Below are 23,840 nucleotides of genomic sequence, written 5' to 3'. Positions count from 1 at the left end.
TAGGGTACAAAAGTAGGGTATTTATTTGATAAATACCCTACTTTCTATCTTGTATATCAGGCTTATTGTTTCACGTCCACCCAGCGGCCTGTGGTACGGCTTTGCTCCGACGGGTTGTACATAGGTTCATTGCTTATGGCAGGGAGGTAGAACCTGCCGCAATATGCAGCCTGTAACCTGATGCGGAACGAAGATGAATAACCGGAACCGATATTATAATAAGTATATACCCTATCGTCTCTTATATCCTGATAGTTGAACGAACCTGCCGTCCTGCTATCCGCTTCGTTGAACAGGCGGGTATTGAATATCTCCCATCCCGAAGGGAATATCTGACTTAGCGTCATGTCGGTCAGGTATTGCCCCGAAATGTTCTGTACGATTATATTGGCAAAGAATTCCGTTCCTTGTTTCAGGGAAGTGACATCCAGCTCCTTACCGTTTTCATCCACATATTTCACATACAGGTTCGTTCCGTTGCTTTGAGCCGGAGTATTATCCACAATCGGCTGAGTACGTCCAAGTAAGCGGACGAAGATTTGTCCCTGTCCTTTGTTCTTTATAGAAACATGAACTTTCTCCTGTGGTTTCAGGGCTATTTCCTGGAACACGTCTCCCGAATTACCGGTCTTCTGTTTCACGCCGTTCAGTTCCCAATCGTAGGAGATAACACCTTTACCCATCTTCTCGGCAAGTTTCGACATGGTAATCAATCCAAAAGCTGCTGACTGTGTCGTAATATATTTGTCACTCAGGCTTTCCGATACCTTAAACGACAAGGCCAGCGCCCTTTCTGTTTTTCCTAACAACAGATAAGTTTCCATTATCATCGACATATCACGTGATGAACTACCATACGTATTGTTGTTGAAAGAATAAGGGCTTACCTGATCGCTCAGATTGGTTATCAGTTGATTTGCCGCATCTTTCTTTCCTGCGAGGGCATAAGCCGCAGCCAATCGCCAACGAGCCTGTGCCGACAACCCGCTCATCTCCTTCAGACGGTTCATAGCCCCCAGTTCCGGTTCTCCGGAAAGGGCAAGTGTATATAGACGGTATGCCTGTTGCAGGTCGGCCATCGAATTACTGTAATATGAAGTATAGAGGTCGCCTCTGTTCCATGACTGAGCGGCTTTCTTCTGGAATTGCTTCCATTTGTTTATCACCGACGCCGGCACGTCACGCCCTGCCCGCTGGGCTTCTACAAGGAAATGCCCTGCATAAGTGGTTACCCATTCGTTAGGTACAGTATTACCCGGCCAGTAGGCGATGCCTCCGTCTATCAGTTGGCGCGAAGTAATCATTCTTATACCCTCACGAATGTTATTATCCATCACATCTTTCTCTTTATTGGAGAACGGACGGAATGCCTGTACATACAATAATGGGAACACCCTCGATGTAACCTGTTCGGAGCATCCGTGCGGATAGTCGTGCAGGTATGACAGGTTTTTGTTGAGGTCTACACCCGGCATGCGGGATATCTCCAACTTAGCCCAATCCTCGTCTCCGATAGCATCGAAAGCTATGTTCAATTCAGAGGTTCCATCGGCTGGTACTAAAGCCTGCGATGACAATAGTACAGGTGGATTAGGGTTGCGCACTTCTATATCGATGGTCTCTGTCGCCGCTTCTCCGTTGCCAGTAGCCTTGATTATTATCTTTTCAAATCCGATTTTCTTACCCACCTTCACTTTGAAGTAAACCATCTTATCGCCCGTCTGGGTAAAGGCCACCGATTTGGTAGTTCCCTCTGTGAACTGGAACAATCCTTTCGACTGGGCTGTCAGGCTTACATTCTTTATCTTCTTGTCCATAGCGAATACATTGACAGGAAGCAAAATCTCTTCATCCGGCCCTGCTACGCGCGGTAGGGTAGATAATATCATCAACGGGTTGCGTACAGGCACAGCCTTTTCGGCACTGCCATATGCTCCATTCGGATTTCCGGCAACAACCATTACACGTACCGAACCGAAATATGGCGGCAAGGTAATCTTATGTGTATCGGTCTTTCCTCCGCTAAGAGTAAACGGTCCTAAGTATTTCACCACCGGTTTGAAACGGCTCATTGTATTATTGCCCGGCTTTAACGCTTCGTCACCTCCGATGCTTAGCAATGGTCCGAGTTTTCCTGTCTGTGCGCCTACCACCATGTCGAACATATCCCATGTGCGGACGCCCAATGCCTGACGTGTATAGAATTCGTCCCATGCGTTCGGGGTACGGAACGAGGTAAGATCGAGTAATCCTTCGTCTACAATGGCAAGAGTATAGGTCATATCTTTGCCGTTCTTTTCAGATACGGACACAGTAAATTCTTTTTCAGGACGCAACTCGTCCGGCATCGTTATCACAGGGGACAATTTGGTCTCACTATTTTCTACATTTATATTCAGTACGCCATACATGCGGATAGGCAAATCATTATCCGTCTGCGCATGAGGCTGGAACAGGCTGGCGAAGATATAGAAATTAGGCGCCATCTCCTCAGTTACTTTGAATGTGTGTTTGGTATCTTCTTTGGCCGTGGTGGTTACCCATTCACGGGAAATGATGCGGGAACCGTCTTCCAGACTTAGTAAAGCCCGTCCGTCAGAACTCTTAGGAAGGATGACCGTAACTGTTTCCCCTACCTTATATGATTGTTTATCCGTTGTGAACGAAAGCATTGTCAGCCCGCTAGGGTCTTGCTTATCGGAACGCCCACGCCATGACGGCCAGTCGGCATATAACAAACGGCCTGATGTATGCCCTCCCTGTCCATCGGTTACCATAATCAGATAGCGTCCCCATTCAGGATAATCGACACGGAACTTCACTTTCGCTTTTCCCCCGCCTGAAGTAGAAATGGTCTGGTCGAGGATAACTTTTGTTGATGTATTATTTACATATGAAGACAAATTATCGTTGGAATTCCACCACCAGGACCAGTCGAGTTTATATATCTTGACCTCCAGATCAGACCGGTTGAGAGGTTTACCCTCAGGTGTAAGGGTAACGATATCTATCATATTGTCCTTATCGGTCTCCAGCCATCCGTATTGAGTGTCGGTCGGAGATTTAATTCCTATATAAGCCGAAAACGGAGAATAAGCCGCAGTCTGTGTATATATGCTGGCATCACCTCCCGATTCGAAAACACGCGAAACAATATTGGCCCTCAACATGCCCGGTGCACTTGCCGCCTGAGGAAGATTCGCCCTTACGGTCGCATTGCCGGAAGCATCCAGCCTGCCATCGAAGATGGTATATGTATCCGAAGTAAAGTTTGACGCCGGATTATTAAACGCATATTGCTCATATCCCTTGAAAGGTGTGCGCACCTGACTCAAAGTCATTTCCACTTTAGCCGCCAGATTTACGGCCGGAGCGCCATGCAGCCATTGTGAAGACAATAAACCGGAAAATGAGCCGGAACCGGCATTAATCATATCACCTACATCGAGGCGGATTTTCAGACGGTTTGGTTTCACCGTTTCTATCTTTAATGTCTTATAGAATGTAACGCCTCCTACTTTTACCCGTGCCTGCCAGTTACCTGTAATGGCATTGGCATCTGTTGCCATACGGAACGGATAGAAGCCATTTTTACCCGTAGTGGAAGTATATCGCTGAGCCATTTGTCCGCGAGGGGTGTAAAGCTCGAGTGAAACAGGATGTTCTTTTGGCAGGGTCTTGGCTTTATCTTCCAGAATGAAAGTTACAAATATGGAATCGCCCGGACGCCACACGCCACGTTCGCCATAAATATAGCCTTTCAGTCCTTTCTTTATTTCTTTTCCGCTTACATCGAAGTTGCTTAATGAAAGGGAAAGATTTGAAGTTACTTTCAAATAGCCTTTTTCTTTTTCGCGGGATGCAATTACAACAAATGGCACGCCACCTTTGTAGTCTATATCGGCGAATCCGTTTCCATCTGTCTTTCCACTACCGATACGTTGCATCTGATAGTTATAGATGTCTACTACGCCGCCCGATATAGGCTTGGTGGTAAGGATATCTGTAAGAGCCACGAACATTTTCTTTTCAGCACCCAGTTTGGTGGTTATTCCGATATTGGAAGAAAGTACAACACAACTATATGACTTATTCATGTAGAATGTAGGATCACATGGGTTTTCTCTTTCTTCCCAGTTATAATTATCCCAATCCCAATCATCCGAATAGTAATATCCCGGCCTGTCCCATTTAGCTTCGTCCTCTTCCGAGAGTTGGTTGTCGAAGCGTTCGAGGGTTGCTTCTTCGGGTATCTGGGGAGTTGTACCGCCACATGGGTAGAGAGAATATTCTTTCTTCATGGAGAACTCAACTTTGTAGACAGCCCCCGGATCCTGCTTTATCATTGTAGCCAGATCGAGGGAGAAGTTGTTCCACTCTTCAAGTTTCATTGTAGGGTCTTCGTCCAGCCGGATACGTTTCTTGAGGATAAGGCGTCCGAAACGTTTCAATTCGTCACTCTCACCAAAGTCATTAGCTTGCAGATAACCCAATATATTATTTTCGAATATCTTAATCACCTTTACATCTACTGCCCACAGATTAACTGCCTGAAATGGGATTATCAGGTTGTCGGAATTAGGAAGGATATTTCCTGTGCTCAACAGTTTTATCTCCGGACTGTTCTTCTGAAAATTGACACTATAGGTATAATCGTCTTTGAGTGATATGTTGGCAACACTTTTTATCTCCTTGAATATCTTGAGTTCGACACTCGTGCCTCTCGTAGTTTTGTCCAGATACAGTCTCAACACATTTCTGTCTATGTCGAAAGAAAAACTTTCGATAGTACCGGGTTTTACCAGACCTTGTATATTCTGGCTGAGAGAGAGCGGATCGCTAAAGGTAACACGGATACACTCCTGCGGATCGTATTCCATAGCTACATCTATTACTTCAAACTGTGATATTTTGGGTATCACTATCTTTATATCTTCATCTTTTTTCAATCCGATAGCGTCTCCTTTTACATGTAGGGTATATTCATTGTCTGAATTGCCCCGGTAAAGGCTATCAACTAAAAGGCTGAAGCGTCCTTTTGTTTCAGTCGGCGTAATCTTTATCTTCGCATCTCCGGCCTTATCTCCGCCCGAAAGTGAAAACATTTTGGTGACATTATCAAGTTGGGCATCATCGGCCAGCAATACAGTTCCTTGAACTGCGTTCCATTTAAGGTCGGTCTCTTTGATCGGAGAATACGGCATCAGGCTGACACTATAATTTTGTTCCGGAATATGGAAGTGAAAATAAAACTCTTTAAACTCGCTTTCTACTTTCAATACCTTATCAAGCTTGAACCAGGCTTCGTATTCTTGTCCCTGCTTCAGTTCGCCGGCATCAGGGATGAACTTTATGGTACGGGAACTGGACCAGTAAGCCTTTCCTTTTATTGATGGGGAAAATTTGAATAATTCCTGATCGATCTCCTTATTCAATTCCACAGTCGGAATATCCTGAGTAAGTTCTATTTGTATTTCAGAGGATGAGGAAACCTTTCCGTATGTAAATGCTGCAATATATTTTGCAAACTCGGAATTAATTTCATGGGTACCGCCCTTCTTACATGAATTCACGATAAAAAGACACGATAAAAGAAAAACAGGGATGAGGAAAAGATTTTTTTTCATAGCTATATTTATTTGTGTCCATTGCCATTTTTTATATACTAATTCACAAATATAAAAGAATATTTGCGATTAAGGGTAGGTAAAAAGGGCTAATTGTAGGAAGTGTCCATTTCCGGTGATGAAATGGCTACACAGCTTCATGTAATTTTATATTTCTATAAAATCGTTTATTGTTGCCCGAAAACATTTATTTATCTTTGGATATCAAAAAACTTAACACACTATGGACGTTCGGATAAATTGGATAGACTGGGCTAAAGCACTGACGATGCTACTCGTTGTTTTCGGGCATTTTGGGCATTGGGGAAAAGGCGTCATACTGCAAGAGTTCATTTACAGTTTTCATATGCCTTTATTCTTCCTGTTATCTGGATATTTACACAAACAACCTGATAAACTCAAGAATCTTTTATCAAAGAATATTAAGACTTTAGTTGTCCCATACATTCTTCTGAACCTGTCGGTATTTGTTATCATGTTCCCGTATTATCATTACTCAAATATTAGCATTCAACACCGCTTGTTCAATTTCATAATCTGCGAATGCCCCCTTCCGTCCTCTCCATGCTGGTTTCTGATAAGTCTGTTCTTTGTCAAAGCCATATCTTTCTATATCTTAAAACTGAGACATTTTTTGCGAATTTCAATTGTTGTATTTCTATCTGCATCATGCTTTTACATATCACAGAAACTCAAGATAAACATCTATTTTTCAATAGATGCAGCATTCATAGCTATCTCATTTTATATAGCAGGTTATTATTTAAAACAATACCAGATAGTAGAGAAGCTAAAAAATAATTATATCAGCCTGATACTAATTGCAATAACGTTTATTTCTTTATGTATAGGAAATTTCATTAACGGAAAAGTAGATATTCATACCTGCAATTTCGGTAAATATCTGATTTTATTTTATGTTGATGCATTCATTGGCTGTGCTATGGTTGTCAGCCTCTGCAAGTTGCTTGATAATATGGAATTTAACTTCATCAAAAGGATGTCGTCAGGCACATTGGTAATATTGGCATTTCATACTTCTCTGATAATACTTTTTAATTATTTATATTTTCATGTATTTGCATTTTACCCGAATATCCCGGTTAAAATAGTAATGTCGATTATTATCATGTTGTTATTATATTACCCTATCATACTAATTCAAAAATATTGTCCTATACTGATTGGAAACAGGAAAAGCTGAATAAGGGATTTTACACAAACAGGTATAAACTAAAAGCCATAACCAGCATACCTGCTACTAATCCCATGATAGAAATATGATGTTTTCCGTACTTCTCGGCACTGGGCAGCAATTCGTCGAGGGAGATAAATACCATAATTCCCGACACGGCGGCAAGGATAATCCCGTTCATAGCCGGAGTCCAGAACTGCATGAGGAAGAAATATGCGATCAACGCACCGAAAGGTTCGGCCAGACCGGAAGCGAACGATAGCCAGAATGCTTTTTTGCGGCTGCCCGTAGCGTGATAGATAGGTACGGCGACAGCTATTCCTTCGGGAATATTATGTATGGCAATAGCAATGGTTATGGGGATGGCAACATCGAGGGAGCCGAGCGCAGACGTAAAAGTAGCGATACCTTCGGGGAAATTATGTATGGCAATGGAAAGGGCGACTACTATGCCTGTACGCTTTAGCGAACGTTTTTTATCCATATCTTCCACACCTTGAATCTCATGCGGATTTAATGACTTGGGAATTGCAAAGTCAATCATATTTATGAGGGCAATGCCGGCAAAGAAAGCAAGTATAAGATAGAGTGTCCCCATTTTCTCGCCATAGACCGATACCAGTTCCAGTTTGCCTTGCGGCATCATCTCCATAAATGAGACATACAACATTATACCTGCCGAAAAACCCAGAGAGGCACACAGGAATTTTGTATTCGTATGTTTGGCAATCAGCGCTATAAGGCTGCCTATACCAGTCGATAGCCCGGCAATAGCTGTCAAGATAAATGCAAGTAGTATATTCTGTTCGGTCATTATTCTCCTGAAACGTTAAGATTGCAAAGATAAGGGATTACCGTGAGGTATGGTAAAGATTTACAGGATGAAATGAAGAATGTCCGATTAAATTTCTTTTAAGTATAAACAATTTGATAATTTTATGAGTTCAATAACATTAAGTGTTTTCGAGACCCGGAATAAACGGAACAGATTTTGCTTTTGCTTCCGTGGCTTAGATGCATTCATATAAAATGACATATACTATCTCTATGGCAAATAAAAGTAATTACAGAATCCATTTCATACAACATGTTCCCTTCGAAGGGCTTGGATATATTGGAACATGGATAGATGAAAACAATTTTACCCTTTCCACAACCAAAATGTACGAAGACTACGAATTTCCCGATTTGTCGGAATTCGATCTTCTCATCATTATGGGAGGCCCTATGGGCACATACGAAGAAGATAAATATCCGTGGCTGAAAGAAGAAAAAGCATTTGTGAAGGAGGCTATAAATGCAGACAAGACTGTTGTGGGTATTTGTCTGGGTTCACAAATCATAGCCAATACATTAGGGGCGAAAGTATATCCGAATAAGGAAAAAGAAATAGGCTGGCTGCCTGTTACTTTCTCCGATACCCGGGCGCAAGCCTTATTCACCTCTAAGGATAAATCACCAATCGTTTTCCAATGGCATGGAGATACCTTCGACCTCCCTGTTAACGCAAAGTTGCTGGCCTCGAGTGAAGCGTGTAAGAATCAGGCGTTTTTGTACAGAGACAATGTGCTGGCTCTGCAATTTCATTTCGAAGTGACAGAAAAAAGTTATGCGGAAATGCTGGACAACGGATTAGACGAGCTGACTGGCGGAAAATACATCCAGACAGAAAATTACATACGAAGTAATACTCATTACATTCCGGAATGTAACCGGATGATTAAGTCCGTGATGGACAAACTTATTGAAAATATATGACACAGAAAACATATAACACAGGTACAGGCGCGCTGATATTCATTATCTGCCTGTCGGCCTCTCTGGTTCCATTCATGGGTTCGGCTCTGAACCTTGCTTTACCGTACATAAACAGCGACTTATCACTGGACGCGGTTATGTCCGGATGGGTGCCGACTTCCTATATGCTGTCTACGGCAATACTTCAGATACCTTGCGCGCGTATCGCCGATATGATAGGGCGCAGGAAGGTTTTTATATGGGGTGTCATTGTGCTTACTCTATTTTCTGTTTTAAGCGGATTTGCCTCTACCGGAACAAGCCTTATCATATACCGCTTTTTGGCCGGAGTGGGCAGCGCGATGATGTTCGGCACAAGCACAGCCATACTGACCTCATCTGTTCCCGCCGAAAAACGCGGAAAAGCACTGGGTATGGTTGCCGCGGCCGTATATTTCTCCCTCGCGGCCGGTCCGTTTATAGGGGGAATACTTACCCAGTACTTCAACTGGCACAGCATATTCTTTGTGTCGGCGGCACTCAGCCTGATTGTGGCTGTCGGTGGCATAGTGATAATTAAAGACGACTGGAAGGAGGAAGGAAAAAGTACGTTCGACACTGTCGGGGCTATATTGTTTGCCCTGGCTCTTTCATCTTTGATCTATGGTTTTTCGGAACTTCCACATGTCAGCGGATTCATTTTTATCGGTATCGGTATTGTTGTTATCCTTTACTTTGCTGTATATGAGAAAAAACAGGAATTCCCCGTATTCAATATCAGGGTATTCCTCGGCAACAGGGTATTCCGCTTATCTTCCCTCTCGGCACTGATTAACTATTCGGCAACTTTTGCCATATCTTTTATGCTCAGTCTCTATCTGCAATATGTGCGTGGCCTGTCGCCCCGCGATGCCGGACTGATACTTATCGTACAATCGGTGGCCTCACTTAAATCGGGAAGTCTGTCGGACAAAATGTCCGCGACATTTCTGGCAACGCTCGGTATGGGAATTATAGCTGTAGGATTAGTCGGATTATGCTTTATAACCGAAACTACCAACCTGTATTATCTGGGTGGCATACTTATATTATTAGGACTGGGATTCGGTATTTTTTCCTCACCGAATACCAATATCATTATGAGTTCGGTAGAGAAGAAACATTACGGGCTGGCCTCGGCCACTATGGGAACAATGCGTCTCACGGGGCAGGCATTCAGTATGGGTATCGCTATTATGGCTATTTCGATAATGATAGGAAATGTGAGGATGTCGCCTGCCTTGTCGTCTCAATTTATCGGTAGTATGCGGATAACATTTGTTATTTGTCTTGTATTATGTTTATTCGGAGTATACGCTTCATCGGCAAGGGACAGGAAGAAGAAAGATGTGTAAAGGTATTCCGGAAAGTTTATCTATGTATATAGCCAATAGCATTTAGCTGTTAGCTTATAGCTCTTTGAATTGATAAATTAGCAAATTTGTATATTAGCATATTAGCAAATGAATGAAAAGGTGTAACGTTTTTTAAGAGTTACAAGTTACTGCGCCCTGCGGGCAGTTACGAGTTACAAGTTAGTTCACTGTTTACTGCTAACTGTTTACTGTAAATAGTGTTCTTTGTGTAAATCTTTGTGCCCCTTGTGGTAAAGAGTTTTAACCACTAAGTTCACGAAGGGAATCACAAAGGGTACAAAGGCTAAGAAAACTGTTACCTTTGTTACCTTTTAACGAGTAGTAAGTATTGAGTAATAAGTTGAAAGTTATATGAGATACGAGTAGACAAGAAACGGGATACAAGTTGTTAACTGATGACTGTTTACTGTTAACTGATATCCCTGTTACCTTTTGTATATTTACAAAGGATTTTTAAACACAGAATAAAAGGAATAAAAAAATAATAGGTGGGGAAAGAAAATGAAAAACCTGTTTAAGAAGATAAAAAAAGACTATAATACAATCAATCCCAAACAAAAATCGGGACTTCTTGAGGTATTGAAATATATCGGACCCGGACTTCTGGTTACCGTCGGTTTTATCGATCCCGGTAACTGGGCCTCAAATTTTGCGGCAGGGTCGGAGTTCGGCTACGCTTTGTTGTGGGTGGTTACATTATCTACAATAATGTTGATTATTTTACAGCATAATGTTGCCCATCTGGGGATTGTTACAGGATTGTGCTTGTCGGAAGCCGCAAATAAATATTTGCCGAAGACCGGGTCGCGCATTGTACTCTGGTCTGCGATAGGGGCATCCATTTCCACATCACTGGCTGAAATTCTGGGAGGGGCAATAGCCTTGAATATGCTGTTTGATGTACCCGTTAAAATAGGGGCTGTACTTGTGGCGGTCTTTGTATTTATAATGATGTTCTCCAATTCCTATAAGAAGATAGAACGCTATATCATTTTCTTTGTTTCCATGATTGGACTTTCCTTTATATACGAACTGTTCCTGGTAGATATAGAATGGGGCGAAGCGGCGAAAGCATGGGTGGTACCGTCTGTACCGGAAGGCAGTATGCTGATAATCATGAGTGTACTCGGAGCGGTAGTGATGCCACACAACCTGTTCCTGCACTCGGAAGTTATACAGAGCCGCCAATGGAACCTGCAAGATGAAGAAGTGATGGAAAAACAACTGAAATACGAGTTTTTCGATACGTTCTTCTCGATGCTTATCGGCTGGGCGATAAACAGCGCCATGATATTATTGGCTGCATCTACGTTTTTCAAACAGGGAATAATAGTCGATGACCTGCAGCAGGCACATTCCCTTCTGCAACCGCTATTGGGCAGCAATGCCGTTGTTATATTTGCTGTCGCGCTGTTGCTGGCCGGCATATCGTCATCTATGACATCGGGTATTGCAGCAGGTTCTATCTTTGCAGGGATGTACAACGAACCATACAATATAAAGGATATACACTCCCGGATGGGAATACTTATTTCCTTAGGTACGGCTTTACTTATAATATTTATGATAGGTGACCCCTTCAAAGGGCTGATTATATCGCAGGCAATATTGAGTATGCAGTTACCTGTAACAGTCTTTCTGCAAGTCCGGCTCACGTCATCGAAAAAGGTAATGGGTAAATACGCGAATTCGTTGCGGACTAAGATATGGCTCTACGGTATAGCATCTATTGTGACATTCCTGAATATACTTTTACTCGCAAGTTTTTTTACAGACATCAAATTATAGGATAAGATTGTTACTTTATTACCAAATACCTATCTTTAAGGCCGTAATCCTATCCCATTTTATAACATAGAAGCATATGAAAAAGATTATATTATTTATCCTTTGCTCTACTCTGATAACAGGAGTATCGACAAGTTGCAGACCGAAGACTAATTCTGAAACGTCTTCCGACACTGAGAAAGTAATAAATAAAGCCGATGCACCTGATGCTAAGTTCGTAAAACTGGCGGAAGAAACCAATAAAACAACACCGATGCCCATGCCGGGAGGTATAAGATTGGACAAAGCGGAGGCCATGTCTAAAAGAGAATATAAATATTCTTATACTTTTACTCAGGCTCCGACTGTTTCTGTAGAAGAATTTACCAGAAATGTAAAGCCTATGCTCACCTATGCTTTGCAGAATACAACAGGAAAGGATATAGATATGTTTAAAGACAATAAAATGATTGTCTATTATGCATATTATACAATGGACGGAAAGCTTTTTGCGGAAGTAAAACTGATGCCGGAAGACTATATTAAATAACAATAAAATACAATTCAACAATAATGATCAAACATATTGTAATGTGGAAGCTCAAAGACGAGGCTCACGGAAACGACAAGGCGACTAATGCCAGACTCGTAAAAGAAAAACTGGAAGCCCTCAGCGGAAAAATCGACGGCTTATTAAAAATAGAAGTCGGCATTGATTTTCTGGGAGGAGGAAATTTCGATGTAGTACTCTATTCCGAGTTATCAAGCAAAGACGCGCTGGATACCTATCAGAATCATCCTTTGCATCAGGCAGTGCTTCCGTTTATCAGAGAAGCGGTTATGGATAGAAAAGCGGTAGATTACGAGGGATAAAATGCAACAGGAAGAAATAATAAGAGATATCCGTCAGCGTTGTCGCAAAGCCATGAACGGTATCGCATCTACCAGTATGCGGCAGCGGGGCATATCTTACAAAGTGAATTTCGGACTGAATATCCAGCAGATAAAAGAGTTGTCCGGTCGTTACAAACCTGATGCAGAGCTAGCTGAAATACTCTGGAAAGAAGATACCCGAGAACTAAAAATACTGGCGACTCTCCTCTATCCTGCCGATGACTTTACAGAGGTCGTCGCCAATAAATGGGTTACAGAGATTCCGAATCAGGAGATAAGGGAGCAACTATCCCTTAATCTGTTACAAATCCTTCCTTTTGCCGGTAAACTGGCTTTGGAATGGAGTAACAGCAAAGACGAGAGTATCCGCACAACAGGCTATTGGCTTCTGGCCCGCCTGTTTCTAATAAAGAAAGCAGATAAACAGTCTGCAAGTGATTGTACCTTTATATGGGATGATGTTATTTCAGATAATATGTTTCTTCGCAATGCTGCATCGTTGGCATTGAAGCACATAGGGCGTCAATCGAAGATCGAAGCTGATATAATACTGGACAAGTTATCTATATATAAGGATGATGAGAATCTGGTGAAGCAGGAGGCATATAATAGTCTGGCTTTCGAATTTGAGTATTATAGCCTCCCCAACCCCTCCGAAGGAGGGGCTTCATGAGAGACTCTATACCGGACACCTCCCCAAGGGGGAGGCCGGGAGGGGGCTCGTTTACTTCCCTATAGTATATCTCAGGCCGGCGTAGAACTTACGTCCCATTGTAGGGCCCCAGACCATTGTAGCGTCAAAATCATCTCCGAATGGATTCTCGGAAGATATGATAGGATTCTTCTGCCTGAAGTCAGTTATATTTTCCGCACCTACATATACACTCCAGTTTCGGAAGTTCTTGGTCACCTGAGCATTCAGGATAGTAAACGAATCGAATCTGGTATCCCACAGCGGATTTGCTGCATCGGGAGTAGGCATACGTCCGCCACCATTGAATTGAGATGTAAGATCGAATACCCATTTTCGTAAAGGAGTTTCATATGAAGCTGTAACCAGTGCCTTGTAGTCACTGATAAGAGGCTTCTTCATCAGCTTGCCGCCATAATTAGTCTTCGCGTCCGTCCAACGGTAAGCTCCCAGTATATTGAAGCCTTTGAATAAAGGATAAGATGCCTCTATCTGGAAGCTATTGGCGTATGACTTTCCTTGCAGGTTATAGAATTGTACTGCATGAGGGTTGCTGTCCACGTCTGTTACTACCTGATTATCGAAGTCGGTACGGTACCATTCTCCGGAGATAGTAAGCTCTTCGCCTTTGACCGGGATATGGAAAGATATGCTTGTACCGTAGTTCCATGCCGATTCCTGCTTCAGATTATCGGCTATCTCTATCTTCCTGCTGCTGGCCAGATAGAAACTATTCTCCGGCATAACAAATACAGTCCGGTAGCCTTTGCCTGCCGAGGCTCTCATGTTCAGCCATTCTACAGGCATATATTTCAGATGTAGGCGTGGAGTTACAAACATTTTGTCGTGCAGGGAGCTGTAATCGGTACGCAGACCTGCCAGCGCGATAAACTTGTCATCCTTGTTGAATGTGTACTGGAGATAACCGCCTGTTGTTGTTTCCTGATCCGGCTGGTTGGTAATCGGCTGTGCCAGATATATGGACTGGTTGTATTTATCCCAGTTCATACTGAGTCCTGCACTTAGTTGATGCGCCTTTCCAAGCCCGGTTTCATACATCAATGAGGCATACAGATTGTTACCGTACACATTATATTTATTGGCTGCATACTGTGATTTCTGGTCGTGATATGAGCCTGTGAATATCAGCGCCACATTGCCATTTCTTTCTTCATCGACAATATAAGAATTCTTTGTATAGAACTCTCCACGGTTTGCATTCACCGTTATTTCATAAGGGTTATCCTTATTCAGGGATGACGGAGTCAAGGTATGCATTGTCTGTCCGCTGGTACGGTAATCCTGCACAAAACGGACACCAAATTGGGAAGCATAGCGTCCCGACATATAATGCCAGCGGTTCATCAGATTGAACTGATGCTTCTTCGGCGCATCCAGGAAGCTATCGTCATTATCGTCATGTGAAGCCGACTCATTCGAATAATGGAGGAATAGGCCTGTATTCAGCTTATCATTCAATATAAAGGCTGCGTCGGCATTTCCTTCATACCGGCCTGCATCACTCGCAAACAGATTCAGACTGAGGGGATCGGCGCTATTCGGTTTCTTGTATTCCACATTCATTTGCCCGGTGATAGATTCATAGCCGTTTTTCACCGATGCTGCTCCTTTGGATATTTGTATGCTTTCCATCCACGGGCCGGGAATATAGTCCAAACCATAAATAGAAGCCGGCCCGCGAAAGTTCGGATAATTTTCAGTTAGAGTCTGCACATATGTTCCTGCCAAACCTAAAAGCTGGATTTGTTTTGCCCCTGTCACAGCATCACTGAACGATACGTCTACCGAAGGGTTGGTTTCAAAACTTTCGGACAGATTACAACATGCGGCGCGATGCAGTTCTTTGGTTGTTATCTTTTCGGTATTCAAGAGGCTGGTACGGGACTTAATCGTTCCCGGAGGGGTCTTTTCTATAATGACCTCACCCAATTCATTATCTTCATCCAGTGTTATATTCTGCATATCCGCAAAATCGTGGATGTGAACGACCTTATTTTTAAAGCCGATATAGTTCACTTCGAGCATATGATCCTTGTGAGGCGTACCGTTTATCTCAAAGTAGCCTTTTTCGTCAGTGATCACACTCGTTTTGGAATTTTCCCAATGTACGCTGGCGCCTATCAAAGGCTGCTTCTGAGCGTCGTAAATATATCCTTTCAATATGTCTTTACTGAAAGCCAGTGTGGGAAGAAGTAGTAATATTATAAATAGTTTTATCGTTTTCATTTGATTCTCTTTATTAGTAATGAGTTAATAAACACTTAGTAGTAAGTACAAAGCATTAAGTACAGGATTATCTGAATATCCTGTATAACATAACTAAGGTAGAGAAATCAAATGATAAGTACCCTGATAAGGGACAGGTAATCCCTCGGAGGACTTTCGGGAGGTGATTCAAACTGAGTATATTCATCGGTATATTCTACCTTTTCGGGTAAAATATTCGAAGTAACAGCCAATGAAGCATCCGATATCCACACAAAAGGAGTTGCCACCTGAGGACGGAATGATGAGGCATCTATATCTATAGACAAGCGGGATGCCGAACAGTGCGTCTCACTTTTAAACGAAGTTTCACATGTATCGTGATGTGCTGTATCTTTAACAGAACAGCAGCCTGAAGCTTCTTCAGTTTGACCAGCCTGTGCGCAGCATACATGTTGTTCGGTCATAAAAAGAGTCTGGCCACTGCAAGTAGTACAGCAGTAGTTTATAATTGTCACCCCTGCACCTGTAAAAAATACAGTTGCGGCGGCAATCAATAATATAAGTGTTTGACCAAACTTTTTCATTTCAAGTACAAAGGTAATTATTTTTATATAACAGATAAGTTTTTAAGAAGTTTTAGCAGAGACGTACTTATGATGTATTTCTTCTAAATAAATTTATCTGTAAATAGAGCTGATAACCTTTAGCTGTTAGCTTATAGCTCTTTGAAAGATTGATAAATAAAAAAGTATACAAAAGTTTTCTACTTTGTCAGTTTTTCGCCAATCTGCCCTTCAAGAGAAAAGCTGATTACTCTTTATAATATATATGCTTAACCCTGTTGGATATCGATGTAAATATTTCATAAGGGATCGTATTTATTTTTTTTGCCAAATCGGTTACCGGAAGATTTTCTCCGAAGATAGTAACAATATCGCCTTCTTTGACTTCTACGCCTGTAACATCTATCATTGTCAGGTCCATACATATGTTACCTACAATAGAGACCTGATATCCGTTGACAAGGACAACCCCTACACCGTTCCCAAACTGCCGGCTGATACCATCGGCGTAACCAATCCGGATAGTGGCTATTGTAGCATCGTGGTCGAAATGTCCCTTGCGCCCATAGCCTACGGTTTCTCCGGCCTTGATGTGCTTTATCTGCAATATAGTGGTTTTCAGCGTACACACATTGCGAAGTCCGTTTAAGCCACTGGCACTGACACCATACAGGCTTATCCCCAGGCGCACCATGTCTAATTGTTCTTCAGGGAAACGTTCTATTCCTGCTGAATTGAGAATATGCTTCATCACCGGATAATGACAGCTCTCTTCAATTTCTCCGGCTATCTTCTTAAATGTCTTGATCTGTTGGAGGGTGAAATCATCAAAGTTCCAACTTTCGCTGGCAGCCAGATGGGAGAATACGGATTGTATGCGTACACCGGTCTGCCCTTTGACGCGATCCATTAATTCAGGTATATCCTCTTCTGTAAATCCAAGGCGGTGCATACCCGTATCTATCTTTATATGTATCGGGTAATTAGTAATACCCTGCAATTTAGCCTCTTTGATAAAAGCATCCAGTATCCTGAAATTATAGACCTCAGGCTCTAAAGAATACGTGGCGAGTTCCTCAAAGCCTCCGACTTCCGAATTGAGAACTATAATAGGAACTTTTATACCTTGTTTACGCAAGACTACACCTTCTTCGGCAACAGCCACAGCAAGATAATCGCATTTATGGTACTGGAGCGTCTTAGCAACCTCGGACGAGCCTGTACCATATCCATCAGCCTTAACCATACAGATCATCTTTGTTTTCGGATTCAGCTTAGACCGGTAAAACTTAAAGTTATGGACAATAGCATCCAAGTCCACATCCAGTACGGTCTCATGGGTCTTTACCTCCAGCAGTTTATTTATACTCTCGAAAGAGAAGCTTCTCGCCCCCTTCAACAGGATGAACATATCATGGAAATCGTGCCAGATGTTGGAGTGTATAAAGTCTTCGGTAGTATTAAAGAACAAGCTTTCGGTATCTTTAAACATCTCCTTGTGAGCCGATATTTCCTGCCCTATACCTATCAGAAGGTCTATTTTCTTATTTAACACCAGATTGGCGGCCAGATAGTACAACTCGCGCGGAATAAGTCCCGATTGTGGAATGTCGGATATGATAAGTACCTTTTTCTGTTCGCTGGTGGTAGCACGCTGTGCAAGAAAGTCCAATGCTATATTCAACGAGTTGATATCTGAGTTGTACGAGTCATTGATGAGAGTAGAATTATTCTTCCCCTGACGTACATCGAGCCGCATAGCTACAGGCTCGAGAGTCGACATACGCTCATTTATGTCAGGAAGCGACATATGAAGATAGAACGCTGTAGCCAGTACATGGATCGCATCTTCGATAGAAGCATCGTCAGAGAATGGAATCACCAGCTTAGATGCCATACCCAAAACAGAATAATGAATAGTCGTAGATTTTTCCTGCTTCTCTATTTTCATTATGTATAACGGGCTCTTACTTGAACCCCTGCGTGACCATGTCAGACGTTTATGTGACAGACACGCAATTTCCATACATTCATCTATCAGTTCATTTTCTTCTTCGCAAATGATGACATCGCAATTGATAAACAGTTCCAGTTTCTCCAGGCATTTCTGCTTCATGGATTTAAAGCCTTCCTGATGAGCCTGTCCGATATTGGTGAGAATGCCTATAGTAGGACGGATAATCGCCTCCAGCTTCGACATCTCTTCCGGTTGGGAGATCCCTGCTTCGAAGATGCCGAGTTGCGTATGATCATTCATTTGCCACACTGACAGCGGCACACCTATCTGGGAATTGTAACTGCGGGGCGAGTGGGTTATATTAAAGTCCTGATGAAGTATCTGATATAACCATTCTTTAACTACTGTTTTTCCATTGCTGCCTGTTATACCAATAACAGGAATATCGAACTGATTGCGATGATATGCCGCGATACGCTGCAATGCAGCCAGGGTATTTGTTACTACAAGGAAGTTCGCATCGTTATAATTCTCCCAATCGGGAAGTATCTGCGAAACAACAAAGTTACGGACTCCCAGTTCATATAGTTCGTTGATATATTTATGTCCATCGTTATTCTTCGTGGATAAGGCAAAGAATAATGTTTCAGCCGGATAAAACACTTGACGGCTATCGGTAAGCAATATACTTATGTCTGCATCGTTCAGGTCGGATGCAATAGCATCAAGTATTTTGGCTATTTTATGAATGGAATATTTCATGTCAGTCTCTTCTTTCTTTTTATAGACGGCTCTCTAATTCAGAGGCTTCGTCACTACAGCAAATGTATGGATATTTCTCGTTGAAGGCTTTAATCTTTAACAAAGTTTGCCTTAAAAAATGCTTATACTCATCGGTTTCAGCATTGAAAGGCCGATGATTGAGAGCAAGGTATATCTTGTTCCATTCTTCTATTACCGGATGAGTTTCGGCTCTAAAATACGTATCGGAAAATCGTTCCCATATATAGTTGATCGCAATTGTATTCGGATGCGTCATATCATCATTATAGAATCGGTAGTCACGCAGTTCATCTAGAACAATTTCATAGGAGGGAAAGTAGTGCAACCCGGTTGCTTTCTCCCTTAATTTATCAATAGCGAGGAGCAATGTCGATTTGCTAAGCTGATTTTCGTGGGCGCCATCTTTCATGTGGCGGATAGGACTTACAGTAAACAGGATTTGGAGAGTCGGGTTTATCAGTCTTAGTTCGTCTATCAAGGATTTCCAATCATTCACAATATCATCGACAGAAAGCCGGTATCTGTCAAAATCCGATGCGGGCAGTTTATGGCAATTGCCTACGACCATATTGCTTTTTTTCGACCGGAAGACATATGCCGTACCGAATGTGATGAACAGAATATCTGCCTGCCGTAAATCAGCAGAAGATTTTTCGATTTTAGTGTTTATTCCTTCAATACATTTATCTATATCTATATTAGAGAATATACTATGATGGAAAAAGCTATGATAAAGCCCTTTGTATTCGAAAACATCGTTTTCGGTGAATTTCTTTTTTTCGATGAGTAGCCTTAAAGCCTGACTGATCGATTTAGGATTGTAAAGTACGCCAAACGGATTGAGATTTACATTGAATTTATTATCGGTAAGCAATCTTCCCATATTCTCAATAAAGCAGGAACCAATCATTAATATGCTGCTTCTATGAGAAACTGTCAGGTCTGATTTTGGTATTTCTATTTTTGTCCTGAATTCCATTTGTTAGATAAGATATGGTTGCACAAAAATAAGAAAAAGGAAGATAAGAAAGGGGTATATTCTAATGATATATTTTATATCTTAAATTTTTAGTTTGTATTTAAAATTAAATTTTGTGCCGCTTTAAACTCAGGATATTTTGGGTTAGAATGTTTTTTTCGAACGGTTATATAATCGAACGAAACCCTAGCGTTCTTTGAAGTCGTTTTTATGTAAAACACGTAATACCATCTCTCGTCGCTGACGGGATATCGTGATACTCGACCCATCTTTCATCAATATATACCCTCCGTCGGTTTTCACAAAACTTTTTACTTCATTCAGATTTATCAGATGGGACTGGTGTACCCGAAGGAAATTTATAGGAGAGAGTAATTCGTCGTATTCCTTAAGAGTCTTTGATATCAATAATTTCTCGCCACTCTTGAGATAGAAGAATGTATAATTCCCATCCGATTCGCACCGGATAATATTCATAATCTCTACGAATTCAATTTTATTGGACAGGGGTAGGGCAATTGTTTTCTTATTATCCTGTTTACTTCTGTTATTCAGTAGATTAAGCATTCGTGTGTTATTTTGTTTGCTGTGTATTGTTTCTATAGCCTTATCCACTGCTTTCAATAACTCCATAGTATCTATTGGTTTTACAATGTAATCTAGTGCCGATATTTTTATTGCTTTAACTGCATAATTGGTGAATGCAGTCACAAAAATCACTTCGAAATCAAATTTGGAAAGACTCTCCAGCATAGAGAAACCATCACCGCCCGGCATTTCCACATCAAGAAAGACCAGGTCGGGTTTTAATTCTACGATATTCTGCCGGCCTTCAAGCGCCGACGAACATAAAGCAACTATCTCAACCGCAGGACAGTATTCAGAGAGAAGCTGCTGAAGGTTTTCACGATTATTTTGCTCGTCTTCTACAATAATTGCTCGTATAGGAATATTTGTCATTTATATCTTAAGTTTTAAACGGGTATCGATATTGTAACCATGCACCCGGTGATTTTGCGATCTGTTTCAATATTCTCTATTTGCAAACCGATCTCGAGTTTCAGCTCCTTGTTTAACAGCTTCAACCGTTCACGGATTGCCTGTAATCCAAATCCTGTTTTTGTGGTGTCTTCCGGTACAACATAGCCATTGCCTGTATCTGTTACGGTTACATACAACACTTGTCCGGTCATTGTAAAAGTCAACTTTATATGTCCACCTCCCTTGGGAACAACTCCGTGTTTTACGGCATTTTCAACAATCGGCTGAATCAACATCCCGGGTATTTCCTCGTTCTCCACGTCGATACTTTCATCTATATCAATAGTATACCTGAAAGGTACACGCAACTGTTCGAGGCGAAGGTATAATTCCAGTTGCTCTATTTCTTCCGACAGAGTAATCAGTCTCTTCTCCGATGTTGATAATACCAGACGAAGCAGTTTTGCAAAGTTAACCAAATAGTCATTCGCTTCTTTATCCTTTTTCTGATTTATAAGATTCTGAATGGAACCTAGAGCATTGAAAGTAAAGTGTGGATTCATCTGAGCACGGATAGCCTTCAGTTCAAGCTCTGAAATATGTCTTTTGGTACGCTCTCGCCGTTGGATTACCAGCCGTACTATGAAGAATGTGAGTATCACAGAGAAAAGTGAAGATAAAATAATAGGCACCAGAATACCGCCCGAAGCGGTACTCTGATTCTTTTGTTTTTGAATATCTTCTTCTATTACCGATAAGATAAGAATGCCTGAGTCGTTATAGTTACCCAGTACCCTATCCAGAATAGTCCCATCACTTCTCATTATGATATAACATCCTTTTCGGGTGATAACTTTATCATAATAATCGCGTAATTTATCATCGGATACAAAAGTAATATACTCCTGCGCATTGTTATTTTTTTCAAAAAGAGATTTCCTTGATTCGGAAGTTATTACGCAGGGCGTTATTTTATCCCGGAGATAATCATTTTCCTTATCTGATTCTTTATACGGATTCTTCAGTTGAAGGTTAAAGGATTCTGTTAATCCTTCATCTACAAGCAATACGATATAACTATCAGATGCATTTTTCAATGGTATATAGTTCTGAATTGCCAGATTGAGATCTTTAATATTCGCTCCGGGTTCTACTTTTTCCACCTGTTCATGCATAGAAGTTATGCTTGTACGTAATCCGGGTTCAGCGCATTTTCTCAGGAAGTCGTCGTATTCTCTTTGGCTATCCTCCAGATGAAAGCCTGTCATCAGATATTTTAGTGTCTCAGAGGTCAGATAGAACCGCGGATATCCCCAGAATATGGCATCAGCAAAGTAATATTTGGGAATATGTTCTTGAAGATACCTCATTCCGGTAAGCACATCATCATTTGTCTGCCATGCTTTGTAGCTATAATAGCTATCCAAAAACTTTCCATAAGTATAAGGCTGGTATAAGTAGTCGGAAGCAGGAAATATACACCCAAATTCTTTACTCGTCCAGTCTATTTGATACTGTAGAGGCATTGGTTTCATTAAGTCCCCAATATTCTGCTGCGTTATGGCATTATGCATGTTAACTTTTTCGGACAAATACCAATAGTTGTATGATAGCTCTGCCGATCTTATCCAATAAGCATTCATTTCTTTGCCATAAGTTTGCAGCAGGGTCTGATGTTTGGCTTTACCTTTGTCGAAGAAGTCGTCTATCTGTTGCTGTGTAATTTTCCAGAGTTCGCCAGAGTTTTGTAATTCTTTTTCCTCCTTATAAAACTTTACGATTTGATTAGTATAGGCTGAATTGGCACTGCCCCTGCCTGTAAATAAATAGCCATTTTCTACAGTATTATATTCTATCTTTATTGAATCATCAGGTGTGAGGTCCAGTAAAATGCCATTAATTTCCATTCTTTTTGGTGATGGCAGGAAGAATTCAAAGGTATATGAACCATCAGATGGCTTTTTTTTAGGCCTGATTCTTTCGTCATTATTAGTTATAAAGATACGATCCTCGGGTATATCTTTTGAGGACGTATATATCAGACGTACATTCGGCTGAAGATCAAACGAAGCCGAAACTATTTGCACAAAAGTAGGAGTTTGGGTATTCTGGGTAGTGACAGGGTCTCTTAAATCGACAAACCACGGCATCAGATTGCCTTTTCTGCTCTTTTCGATCCAATTGTGAAAGAAGCCTTGAGCCGCAGTTCTCAGGACTGCCTCAAAGTCTAATGTCAAATCTTTCGGAATGCCACCTCCTCCTATTATTTTTACCCCTGTTGTTATCTGAAGTAAATCGCTGTACCATCTTTTTCTGTCACGTGTGAATATTCCGCTTTCTTCGGGAATGGGGAGGAAGTTTGTACTTACTCTTCCATCCTTTATACTTGCAGAAAGGATAACATTATTATCTCTAAATAAATAGAATATGCTTTCACCATTTGCATAACGGCTAAAGAAATAAGAGTCGTAATAATTATATACTTTAAACAGGCTATATGGGTTTGGATCATATTGATCCTTATCTTGGAAATGTGCAAACCAATTGGCAGGTTTGATTCCAAATCTGACAGAATCTTTATCCACAGAAAGTACATCGAACTGTACTTCTAACTTTTGCGCTTGATCGAAATCCCATATCGAATTATGTCCAACCGCTCCATCTGACACAGTTACTTTAAGCGTGAATGAGTCGCCTTGCCTCAGTTTGTCGAAGGTTCGCACTTCTTTGGCTTGAGCAAACATGGAGGTTAACACCAGCAATACAATCAATAGTTTTGTTTTCATACGTAAATAAATTATAGTTTATAGTCCCTAAATAGGACTTTTAGTTATTAAATCATTATTTCAGGCGAAACAAGAGAGAGCACTTATCGTAATAAATGCATGGTTATTGGATATATTAAAAGGGAACAGCCAAGAAGATTAAAATTTCATACACGTGCTCACAGGTCACAATCTTTGGTGCTAAGCTGTTGAAGTCAGTTTCATAATCGGCTTATGTGTTACCTTTGAGATAACTG

The 23,840-nt window shown here is 41.4% G+C and carries 15 protein-coding genes; 7 read left to right on the top strand and 8 right to left on the bottom strand.

Features of this window, described 5'->3' with window-relative positions:
- Window positions 1-62: 62 nt before the first annotated feature.
- Window positions 63-5,627: an alpha-2-macroglobulin family protein gene (locus IR083_RS11155; RefSeq protein WP_194224393.1), complete on the bottom strand. Its 5,565-nt coding sequence runs from the start codon at window positions 5,625-5,627 to the stop codon at window positions 63-65.
- A 223-nt stretch (window positions 5,628-5,850) separates the two neighbouring features.
- Between IR083_RS11155 and IR083_RS11150 the strand changes: the two genes are divergently transcribed.
- On the top strand, window positions 5,851-6,831 hold the full coding sequence (locus IR083_RS11150; protein ID WP_194224392.1) for an acyltransferase family protein: 981 nt from the start codon (window positions 5,851-5,853) through the stop codon (window positions 6,829-6,831).
- Window positions 6,832-6,841: 10 nt separating this feature from the next.
- Here IR083_RS11150 and zupT read toward each other — a convergent pair whose 3' ends face one another.
- Window positions 6,842-7,636, bottom strand: a complete 795-nt coding sequence (zupT, locus tag IR083_RS11145; RefSeq protein WP_006800118.1) for a zinc transporter ZupT — start codon at window positions 7,634-7,636, stop codon at window positions 6,842-6,844.
- A gap of 233 nt (window positions 7,637-7,869) precedes the next feature.
- On the opposite strand from zupT, the gene IR083_RS11140 reads away from it, so the two are divergent.
- The 6 genes from IR083_RS11140 (at window position 7,870) to IR083_RS11115 (ending at window position 13,308) form a co-directional block, all read left to right on the top strand.
- Window positions 7,870-8,580, top strand: coding sequence for a type 1 glutamine amidotransferase (locus IR083_RS11140; RefSeq protein WP_194224391.1), 711 nt, complete (start codon window positions 7,870-7,872; stop codon window positions 8,578-8,580).
- Complete coding sequence (locus IR083_RS11135; protein ID WP_194224390.1) at window positions 8,577-9,953, top strand: MFS transporter; 1,377 nt, start codon at window positions 8,577-8,579, stop codon at window positions 9,951-9,953. The genes IR083_RS11140 and IR083_RS11135 overlap by 4 nt, the downstream gene beginning before the upstream one ends.
- Window positions 9,954-10,475: 522 nt before the next feature.
- The gene (locus IR083_RS11130) at window positions 10,476-11,762 is read left to right on the top strand and encodes an Nramp family divalent metal transporter (RefSeq protein ID WP_194224389.1); all 1,287 of its coding nucleotides are present in this window, start codon (window positions 10,476-10,478) and stop codon (window positions 11,760-11,762) included.
- Window positions 11,763-11,838: 76 nt separating this feature from the next.
- Window positions 11,839-12,291 (top strand): hypothetical protein, encoded by a 453-nt coding sequence (locus IR083_RS11125; RefSeq protein WP_194224388.1) that lies wholly within the window; start codon window positions 11,839-11,841, stop codon window positions 12,289-12,291.
- Window positions 12,292-12,314: 23 nt separating this feature from the next.
- Complete coding sequence (locus IR083_RS11120; RefSeq protein ID WP_194224387.1) at window positions 12,315-12,614, top strand: Dabb family protein; 300 nt, start codon at window positions 12,315-12,317, stop codon at window positions 12,612-12,614.
- A gap of 1 nt (window position 12,615) precedes the next feature.
- On the top strand, window positions 12,616-13,308 hold the full coding sequence (locus IR083_RS11115) for a DNA alkylation repair protein (RefSeq protein ID WP_194224386.1): 693 nt from the start codon (window positions 12,616-12,618) through the stop codon (window positions 13,306-13,308).
- A gap of 51 nt (window positions 13,309-13,359) precedes the next feature.
- On the opposite strand, the gene IR083_RS11110 is transcribed toward IR083_RS11115, so the two are convergent.
- The 6 genes from IR083_RS11110 to IR083_RS11085 form a co-directional block, all read right to left on the bottom strand.
- Window positions 13,360-15,573, bottom strand: a complete 2,214-nt coding sequence (locus tag IR083_RS11110) for a TonB-dependent receptor (protein ID WP_194224385.1) — start codon at window positions 15,571-15,573, stop codon at window positions 13,360-13,362.
- A 107-nt stretch (window positions 15,574-15,680) separates the two neighbouring features.
- Entirely contained in the window at window positions 15,681-16,139 is a 459-nt protein-coding gene (locus IR083_RS11105) for a hypothetical protein (RefSeq protein WP_006800110.1), read from the bottom strand.
- A gap of 226 nt (window positions 16,140-16,365) precedes the next feature.
- The gene (locus IR083_RS11100; protein WP_194224384.1) at window positions 16,366-18,837 is read right to left on the bottom strand and encodes a bifunctional UDP-N-acetylmuramoyl-tripeptide:D-alanyl-D-alanine ligase/alanine racemase; all 2,472 of its coding nucleotides are present in this window, start codon (window positions 18,835-18,837) and stop codon (window positions 16,366-16,368) included.
- A gap of 19 nt (window positions 18,838-18,856) precedes the next feature.
- Window positions 18,857-19,837, bottom strand: coding sequence for a GSCFA domain-containing protein (locus IR083_RS11095; RefSeq protein WP_194224383.1), 981 nt, complete (start codon window positions 19,835-19,837; stop codon window positions 18,857-18,859).
- A 186-nt stretch (window positions 19,838-20,023) separates the two neighbouring features.
- A complete protein-coding gene (locus tag IR083_RS11090; RefSeq protein WP_006800107.1) occupies window positions 20,024-20,797 on the bottom strand; it encodes a LytR/AlgR family response regulator transcription factor in 774 nt (257 codons plus the stop codon).
- Between the two features lie 14 nt (window positions 20,798-20,811).
- On the bottom strand, window positions 20,812-23,604 hold the full coding sequence (locus tag IR083_RS11085; RefSeq protein WP_194224382.1) for a sensor histidine kinase: 2,793 nt from the start codon (window positions 23,602-23,604) through the stop codon (window positions 20,812-20,814).
- Window positions 23,605-23,840: the final 236 nt, after the last annotated feature.

The organism is Dysgonomonas sp. GY75, assembly GCF_015234155.1.
Lineage (GTDB): Bacteria > Bacteroidota > Bacteroidia > Bacteroidales > Dysgonomonadaceae > Dysgonomonas > Dysgonomonas gadei.
The sequence above is the reverse complement of the archived record's forward strand: the minus strand, read 5'-3'. Positions and strand labels throughout refer to the sequence as shown.

Excerpts from the sequence above, each read along its gene's own strand:
- IR083_RS11155 (WP_194224393.1), bottom strand. The coding sequence starts at position 5,627 with ATGAAAAAAAATCTTTTCCTCATCCCTGTTTTTCTTTTATCGTGTCTT.
- IR083_RS11150 (WP_194224392.1), top strand. The coding sequence starts at position 5,851 with ATGGACGTTCGGATAAATTGGATAGACTGGGCTAAAGCACTGACGATG.
- zupT (WP_006800118.1), bottom strand. The coding sequence starts at position 7,636 with ATGACCGAACAGAATATACTACTTGCATTTATCTTGACAGCTATTGCC.
- IR083_RS11140 (WP_194224391.1), top strand. The coding sequence starts at position 7,870 with ATGGCAAATAAAAGTAATTACAGAATCCATTTCATACAACATGTTCCC.
- IR083_RS11135 (WP_194224390.1), top strand. The coding sequence starts at position 8,577 with ATGACACAGAAAACATATAACACAGGTACAGGCGCGCTGATATTCATT.
- IR083_RS11130 (WP_194224389.1), top strand. The coding sequence starts at position 10,476 with ATGAAAAACCTGTTTAAGAAGATAAAAAAAGACTATAATACAATCAAT.
- IR083_RS11125 (WP_194224388.1), top strand. The coding sequence starts at position 11,839 with ATGAAAAAGATTATATTATTTATCCTTTGCTCTACTCTGATAACAGGA.
- IR083_RS11120 (WP_194224387.1), top strand. The coding sequence starts at position 12,315 with ATGATCAAACATATTGTAATGTGGAAGCTCAAAGACGAGGCTCACGGA.
- IR083_RS11115 (WP_194224386.1), top strand. The coding sequence starts at position 12,616 with ATGCAACAGGAAGAAATAATAAGAGATATCCGTCAGCGTTGTCGCAAA.
- IR083_RS11110 (WP_194224385.1), bottom strand. The coding sequence starts at position 15,573 with ATGAAAACGATAAAACTATTTATAATATTACTACTTCTTCCCACACTG.
- IR083_RS11105 (WP_006800110.1), bottom strand. The coding sequence starts at position 16,139 with ATGAAAAAGTTTGGTCAAACACTTATATTATTGATTGCCGCCGCAACT.
- IR083_RS11100 (WP_194224384.1), bottom strand. The coding sequence starts at position 18,837 with ATGAAATATTCCATTCATAAAATAGCCAAAATACTTGATGCTATTGCA.
- IR083_RS11095 (WP_194224383.1), bottom strand. The coding sequence starts at position 19,837 with ATGGAATTCAGGACAAAAATAGAAATACCAAAATCAGACCTGACAGTT.
- IR083_RS11090 (WP_006800107.1), bottom strand. The coding sequence starts at position 20,797 with ATGACAAATATTCCTATACGAGCAATTATTGTAGAAGACGAGCAAAAT.
- IR083_RS11085 (WP_194224382.1), bottom strand. The coding sequence starts at position 23,604 with ATGAAAACAAAACTATTGATTGTATTGCTGGTGTTAACCTCCATGTTT.